Genomic DNA, 7,561 nt, shown 5'->3' with positions numbered 1-7,561 from the left:
ACGGACGGCTCCCTTGTTTGAGATCTCAACGAACTCATTCTGGCACATCCGATGCCGTCGGGCGCCGTCCACCCCATCATGCCGTTACCGTGGCCGTGGAGTGCAGCGATCCAGGATTGCTTGCGCGCCCTCATCTCCGGCTCACCCCGCGCTGCTCTGCGGATAACAGATGATCGACAAATACCGCATCGGCAGGACGCTCAGCACTTCCGGTCCGTGCGGCGCATCGGCGTCGAAGAACAGGCTGTCGCCAGGCCTCATCGGGTAGAGATTGCTGCCGTGCCGGTAAACCACCTCGCCCTCGAGCATATAGAGGAATTCCATGCCTTCATGCTGGAAGGTCGGGAACACGTCGGAATCCTCGGTCAGCGTGATCAGATAGGGTTCGACGACGACGCCGCTGGTGTTGGAGCCGATATGGCCGAGCAGATTGTACTGGTGGCCGGCGCGCGTGCCGCGGCGTTCGACGTCGAGGCCTTCGCCGGCCTTGACGAAGACGGCACTGCGCTCTTCCTCGAAGCGGCGGAAGAAGGCGGTGACGGGAACGCCGAGCGCCCGCGACAGCGCCTGCAACGTGGTCAGCGATGGCGAGGTGATGCCGTTCTCGATCTTCGACAGCATGCCAAGCGAAATGTCGGTGGCGGCAGCCAGATCGGCGACGGTGATACCGAGCTTCTTGCGGAAGGCCCGCACCTCGCGGCCGATCGCGACCTCCAGGACTTTTTCGCGGGTGTCGCGAATGGCGTGCGGGTTCTGGGTGAGCGGCGCGCGTATCTTGCGCGGATCGACTGCAGCGACCGACGGCTTGGCCTTGGCGGCGACGACGGCCGCAGCGGGCTTTAGACTGGATGCTTTTTTCGCCATGTTGCCACCCCGGACCTTGCCGATTCATTTCACTCACGGTGAACATATTCGGTGCCGATACAGAAGCGCAACTGCCACGGCAAGCCACCCGTGTCGAATTGCGCAATGTCTGGATTTCGCCCGAGCTACTGCGTCGCTTGGAAATCCAGCTGGGCGAAACGCGGTTTCGCGACAAGCCCTGTTGACAGCATCGAAGGGGCAATTACTGTCCTGTCAGTGAAATTTGTTTCGTTAGGGAAATGAGATCGGGAGGCCCGCAATGAAAGATCGTGTTGCCGTCATCGGAGCCGGGCCGTCCGGCATGGCTCAGCTCAGGGCCTTCAAGTCGGCTGCCGACAAGGGCGCCGACATTCCCGAGATCGTCTGCTTCGAAAAGCAGTCCGACTGGGGCGGCCTGTGGAACTACACCTGGCGCACCGGCCTCGACGAGCACGGCGACCCGGTGCACGGCTCGATGTACCGTTACCTCTGGTCGAACGGCCCGAAGGAATGCCTCGAATTCGCCGACTACACCTTCGAGGAGCATTTCGGCCGGCCGATCGGCTCCTATCCGCCGCGCGCCGTGCTGTGGGACTACATCAAGGGCCGCGTCGAAAAATCCGGCGTGCGCCAATGGGTGCGCTTCAACAGCCCGGTGCGCATGGTCACCTTCTCCGAAACGACAAAAAAATTCACCGTCACCGCGCATGACCGCACCAGCGACGTCACCTACTCGGAAGAGTTCGACCATGTCGTCGTCGCCTCGGGCCATTTCTCCGTGCCCAACGTTCCCTATTTCGAGGGCTTTTCGACCTTCAACGGCCGTATCCTGCACAGCCACGATTTCCGCGACGCCATGGAATTCAAGGGCAAGGACATTTTGATAATCGGCCGCTCCTATTCAGCCGAGGACATCGGCTCGCAATGCTACAAATACGGCGCCAGATCGATCACCTCCAGCTACCGCTCGAAGCCGATGGGCTTCAAATGGCCGGAGAACTGGAAGGAAGTGCCGCTTCTGCAGAAGGTCGTCGGCAAGACGGCGCATTTCAAGGACGGCAGCACCAAAGACGTCGACGCCATCATCCTGTGCACCGGCTACCTCCATTCCTTCCCGTTCCTCACCGAGGATTTGAAGCTGAAGACCGCCAACCGCATGTGGCCGGACGGGCTCTACGAGGGCGTCGTCTGGGAGAAAAACCCGAAGCTGTCCTATATCGGCATGCAGGACCAGTTCTACACCTTCAACATGTTCGACGCGCAGGCCTGGTTCGCCCGCGACGTCATCATGGGCCGCATCAATCTGCCCTCGGCCGAAGCCATGGCCGAGCACGGCCGGAAATGGCGGGCACGCGAGGAAACGCTTGAAGACGCCGAGCAGATGATCTGGTTCCAGGGCGACTACACCAGGGAGCTGATGGAGCAGACCGACTATCCCGGCTTCGATGTCGAGGCTGTCAATCAGACCTTCATGGAGTGGGAGCACCACAAGGCGCAAGACATTATGGGCTTCCGCGACCATGCCTACCGCTCGCTGATGACCGGCACGATGGCGCCGCTGCATCATACGCCCTGGCTGCAGGCGATGGACGATTCGATGGAAAGCTATCTCGAGATGAAGGGCGTGGCGGCGGAGTAGCAGTCCGAACGGCGATTGACTTGCCTCAGACAACTTCCCGCGCCGGGTCGGCCGCCAGCGCCAGGGAATTTGCGACGTGCTCGAGGTGCTCCTCGTCCAGAATGCTGGTCGCGACGCGGACAGCGTTCGTTTTTCCGGTCGAAAACTTCGCCCCGGCATGGACCGCGATGCCGTGGGCGGCCAGCGTGACCATCGCGTAAGGTTCCGAAGCAACCGGAATGAGGACGCTGAGACCGTGTCCGGCGTCGATATCGACATTGCGTTTGGCCAGTTCGCCGGCGAGCCGTTCGCGACGGCCGCGGTATACCTCCTTCGCCTGCTCCACCAGGGCGGCCGTGGCCGGGTCTTGCAGCAGCCAGGCGGTGGCCGCCTGCAGGATGCGGCTGGTCCATCCCGAGCTGAAGCTGCGGTAGGACTGGATCTGCTCGACGATCGTCGCCGATCCGGACAGCACGGCGAGCCGCAAATCCGGGCCGTGGGTCTTGGAATAGGACAGGATATGGACGACGCGATCGGGAAAACGCCGGCCAAGCGAAATGCGCGGCGCCGAGGCAATATCGCCGACGCCGTCATCTTCGACAATCAGCACGTCGGTGCCGGCGAGCAGGTCGCCGATGACTTCCAGCCGCGCCGACGACATGCAGGCGCCGGTCACCGAATGGACGCGCGGCTGGAACAGGAACGCGACGGGCCGCTGCCGCAGAGCGTTGGCAAGTGCATCCGGCAAGGGACCGTCGCTGTCGCAGTCTACCGGGATGATCGGCACATCGAGATCCTCGAGGATGTCGAGCAGGCGAAGCGCCGTCGGGTTCTCGATGGCCACCGGCGCTCCCGGCGGGACCAGCGCATGCAGCAAGGTGTAGATGGCGTTGTAACCGCCATTGGTGGCCAGGAACGCGCCGGGATCGTACGGCCATGACGGGCGCACTGCCGCCTCCAGCTCGGGCAGGATGCGCACCCGCTCGTAGCTGTTGAGCTTTTCGGCGCGCGCACCATGCGCCAGCGCGATGTCGAGCGGCGGCAAGAGCCTCACATCGGGCTCCGCGATCGCCAGGTTCAGAACATCCTGTCCGTAATTGCCGCCGCTCATGTGGCGCTCGGGCCGGGCGGCAAAGCGGTTGCCCATGATCCAGGTGCCGTTGCGTCCGCGGCCGCCGATGATCTTGTAGCGCCGCAACTCGCTCCACGCCTGCGAGACCGTCGCCGGGCTGACGCCAAGCACATAGGCCAGATCGCGCACCGGCGGAAGCTTTGCGCCGACAGGCAGCGCGCCGCTTCTGATCAGCGCACTGGTCTCGCGCGCGATGCCGCGCATCGTGCGGTCGCCAAGGCGATCGGCGAACCATCCTGCATCGAAATCCATCGGCACCCGCGACCATTAAAGCTAATGTTCAATAACATAATAACATTTGATCGGCCAAAAATAAACATTTACCAATCGCCGGTCAAACATAGCTTTGAAGTTCATGCCGATGCCCGTCTCCATCACTATAGCCACCCGCGATTGGGACTATCTCACCCCTTTGGTGCTGGGTGACGTCACTTCGAGCCGCTTGTCGGTGAAGGTTGACCGCGTCGCCACGCTCATTCCGGATCTCGGCACCGATCCGAACTACGATGCGGCGGAGGTCTCGTTCAGCCGTTATGTGTCGGCCATGGCTTCCGGCAGGGATACGGTGGTTGGAATACCGTGCTTCATCATGCGCGGCTTTCGCCATCGCTGCATCATAACGGTCGAGGCCAGCCCGTTGGAACGGCTTTCCGACCTTGCCGGCAAACGCATCGGCGTGACCGGCTGGCGCGATTCCGGCAACACATGGACGCGCGCGGCGCTTCGCCGGGAAGGCGTCGGCGTCGAGGATGCCTATTGGTTCGCCGGCAGGCTGACATCGGAGCACCCGATCGCCGACCGCCTCGACGGATTCGGCAGGCCGGGGCGCATCGAAGCAGCACCAGGCGAGCGCCCGATGATGGAGCTGCTGTCGCAAGGCGAGCTCGACGCCGTTTTCACGCCCTTCATGCCGGACGGCTTTTTCGGCCCGGTTTCCGGCTTCCGGCAAGTGCTGCGCGATTTTCGCGCGGCCGAACGCGCCTATTTCGCCGACGTCGGTTATGTCCCGGGCATGCATCTGGTCGCCGTCAAGGCGGCAGTGGCCAGGGAGCACCCCTGGCTGCCGCAGGAACTCGCCAGGCTGATCAACGAAAGCCAGCGCGTCTGGACGGCAAAGCGCCGAAAATATGCCGATACCTCGCCCTGGATCCTCGAGGAGCTGCTTCATGCGGGGCGCGACCTGCCTGCCTCCTGGAACGCCAGCGGCCTGCCGGCCAACCGGCGCATGATCGAGGATTTCGTCACCGAGCTCCATGCCCAGGGCATCCTGGCGGAACCGATTTCCGCCGAAGCCTTGTTTCCTTTCGAGGCCAGATCGCGGGCCACCGCGGCCTGACAACGCACAACGAAGAACACGAAGGAGAATGCCATGCGGACAATCAGCTTCATATTCGCCTCGCTCGTCACCATGCTGGCGCAGGCCAGCTTTGCCCAGGATATCCAGAAGCAATCGGTGAACGAGGATTTGCGGGCCCGGCTGCCGGAAGAGATCCGAACGGCGGGAAAGATCACAGCCGTCAACAACGGCTCGTTCCCGCCCTATGAGATCGTCACCGGCACCGAACTGTCGGGGGCGACCAGGGACATTTCCGACGCCATCGGCCAGCTGCTCGGCGTCGAGATCGATCATGCCTCGGTCGCCGGCCTGCCGGCTTTGCTGAGCGGCATCAATGCCGGCCGTTATCAGTTCGCGATGGGTCCTGTCGGCGACTATCCCGATCGCCAGAAATCCAACGACTTCATCGATTGGGTGCGTGAATACGTCGTCTTCGCCGTCGAGAAGGGCAACCCGCAAGGCATCACCTCGCTCGACACCGCGTGCGGCAAGCGCATCGCCGTCATGTCGGGTGGCTCGGCCGAGAAGGTCATCAAGCAGCAGGCGCAGAAATGCACCGAGGGCGACAAGCCGGCCGTCGAGGTGCAATCCTTCACCGACCAGCCGAGCTCGATACTGGCCGTCCGGTCGAAACGCTCCGACGCATTCTTCTCCTCGCAGGCGCCGCTGACCTATTTCGTCGAGCAGGCGAAGGGCCAGCTGGAACTCGCCGGGGTCGGCCAGGCCAACGGCTTCAAGGACATCTATCAAGGCGCCGTCGTCAAGAAGGGCTCGCCGCTGGGCGGCGTGCTGCTCGACGCGTTCAAGATCCTGATGAAGAACGGCACCTACGCCGCGGTCATGAAGAAGTGGGGCCTCGAGAAGAACATGATCGATGCGCCAGGCATCAACCAGGGCCAGTAGAGGCTGCCATGACCGATGCCACCGCTGCCTACGCGGCCGGGCTGCCGCGACGTCCCGACGACGCGCTGCGCGACGTCAAACGAGCCCACCGGCCGTTTCCGCTCGCCCGGCTGGCGCTCTGGGCGTTCACCGTCGCCGTGGCAGCCGGCTTCGCCTATATCGTTGCAGTCAACCCGAATTTCGGCTGGCCGGTGGTCGCCCAGTATTTCTTCGATCCGACGGTCATGCAGGGGCTTTCGGTGACGCTCGGCCTGACGGTCGTGGCAATGATCCTGGGCATCGTGCTCGGCCTGCTGCTCGCCATCGCGCGCATGTCGAGCGACAGGCTGGCATCCCTTCTCTCCGGCCTGTTCATCTGGTTCTTCCGGGGAACGCCGCTGCTGGTGCAATTGATCCTGTGGTACAACCTTTCGACGCTGTTTCCGCGCATTTCCATCGGCTTCGCCAGTTGGAACACCAACGACCTGATCACGCCGTTGACCGCCGCCGTTCTTGGTCTGGCGCTGAACGAGGCCGCCTACATGGCCGAGATCATCCGTGGCGGGCTGCTGTCGGTGGACAAGGGACAGGCCGAAACGGCTGAAGCCTTCGGCATGACCCGCGCGCGGGCCTTGCGGCGCATCATCATCCCGCAGGCGATGCGGTCGATCGTGCCGCCGACCGGCAATCAGCTGATCAGCATGATCAAGGCAACGTCGCTTGTCAGCGTCATCGCCATGGCCGACCTGCTCTACTCGGTGCAGTCGATCTACAACCGCACCTTCGAAATCATTCCGCTGCTGATGGTTGCAGTGCTGTGGTACCTGCTGATCACCTCGGTCCTCAATGTCGCGCAAGGCGCGATCGAACGCCACTACAGCCGCGGCGATCGCGGTGCGCGCGAGAAGACGGCGACCGCCACCCTGGAGGCCGCCAATGAGCGCGCATGACACGCCCCTGGTCCGGGCGCGCAACGTTCACAAGGCCTTCGGCCCGCTCGAGGTGCTGAAGGGCATTGATCTGGACGTCGCGCCTGGCGAGGTGGTGGTCATTCTCGGACCGTCCGGCTCCGGAAAGTCGACCTTCCTGCGATGCATCAATCATCTCGAGGCGATCGACCAGGGGTCGATCGAGGTGGACGGCGAGCAGATCGGTTACCGGTTGCACGACGGCCGCCTCGACAAACTTTCCGACCGCGCGATCGCCGCGCAGCGGCGCAAGATCGGCATGGTGTTCCAGCAGTTCAATCTCTATCCGCACATGACGACCCTGCAGAACGTCATCGAGGCTCCGGTCGGCGTTCACCGAGAGAACCGCAAGGAGGCGATCGGCTACGCCCGCGAACTGCTGACCCGTGTCGGTCTTGCCGACAAGATCGACGCCTATCCGCGCCAGCTTTCAGGCGGCCAGCAGCAGCGCGTCGCCATCGCCCGTGCGCTCGCCATCCGCCCGAAATTGATGCTCTTCGACGAGCCGACCTCGGCGCTCGATCCGGAGCTGGTCGGCGAGGTGCTCGCCACCATGCGCGATCTCGCCAGGCAGGGCTTGACCATGATCGTGGTCACGCATGAGATCGGCTTCGCCCGCGAAGCGGCGGATCGGGTGGTGTTCATGGACGACGGTAATGTGATCGAGGCCGGGCCTCCGGACGAGGTTCTCGCTAAACCCAGGCACCCGCGCACGCGGGCTTTCTTAAGCCGTTTCATCTAAAAAGCAAAGCCGGCGCGGCACCTGCTCGGCCGGCAAAGGA

At 63.3% G+C, this 7,561-nt stretch carries 7 protein-coding genes; 5 read left to right on the top strand and 2 right to left on the bottom strand.

Features of this window, described 5'->3' with window-relative positions; all coding sequences use genetic code 11:
• Positions 1-141: 141 nt before the first annotated feature.
• A complete protein-coding gene (locus NKH60_RS16270; protein WP_352502037.1) occupies positions 142-864 on the bottom strand; it encodes a helix-turn-helix domain-containing protein in 723 nt (240 codons plus the stop codon).
• 259 nt (positions 865-1,123) lie between these two features.
• On the opposite strand from NKH60_RS16270, the gene NKH60_RS16265 reads away from it, so the two are divergent.
• Positions 1,124-2,482, top strand: coding sequence for a trimethylamine monooxygenase (locus NKH60_RS16265; protein WP_352473418.1), 1,359 nt, complete (start codon positions 1,124-1,126; stop codon positions 2,480-2,482).
• 25 nt (positions 2,483-2,507) lie between these two features.
• Here the strand turns inward: NKH60_RS16265 and NKH60_RS16260 are convergent, their stop codons facing one another.
• Positions 2,508-3,845: an aminotransferase-like domain-containing protein gene (locus NKH60_RS16260; RefSeq protein WP_352612309.1), complete on the bottom strand. Its 1,338-nt coding sequence runs from the start codon at positions 3,843-3,845 to the stop codon at positions 2,508-2,510.
• A gap of 109 nt (positions 3,846-3,954) precedes the next feature.
• Here NKH60_RS16260 and NKH60_RS16255 point away from each other — a divergent pair, with 109 nt between their 5' ends.
• From NKH60_RS16255 to NKH60_RS16240, 4 genes are all read left to right on the top strand, one after another.
• Complete coding sequence (locus NKH60_RS16255) at positions 3,955-4,929, top strand: substrate-binding domain-containing protein (RefSeq protein WP_352612311.1); 975 nt, start codon at positions 3,955-3,957, stop codon at positions 4,927-4,929.
• 72 nt (positions 4,930-5,001) lie between these two features.
• Positions 5,002-5,832, top strand: a complete 831-nt coding sequence (locus NKH60_RS16250) for an ABC transporter substrate-binding protein (RefSeq protein WP_502898545.1) — start codon at positions 5,002-5,004, stop codon at positions 5,830-5,832.
• 8 nt (positions 5,833-5,840) lie between these two features.
• Entirely contained in the window at positions 5,841-6,761 is a 921-nt protein-coding gene (locus tag NKH60_RS16245) for an amino acid ABC transporter permease (RefSeq protein ID WP_352612313.1), read from the top strand.
• Positions 6,748-7,521 (top strand): amino acid ABC transporter ATP-binding protein, encoded by a 774-nt coding sequence (locus NKH60_RS16240; protein WP_023674014.1) that lies wholly within the window; start codon positions 6,748-6,750, stop codon positions 7,519-7,521. The genes NKH60_RS16245 and NKH60_RS16240 overlap by 14 nt, the downstream gene beginning before the upstream one ends.
• The last annotated feature ends 40 nt before the right edge of the window (positions 7,522-7,561 follow it).

The sequence above is a fragment of the Mesorhizobium sp. M1006 genome, from assembly GCF_040318825.1.
Lineage (GTDB): Bacteria > Pseudomonadota > Alphaproteobacteria > Rhizobiales > Rhizobiaceae > Mesorhizobium.
Note: the sequence above shows the minus strand (reverse complement) of the source record. Positions and strands in the feature narration are given on the sequence as shown.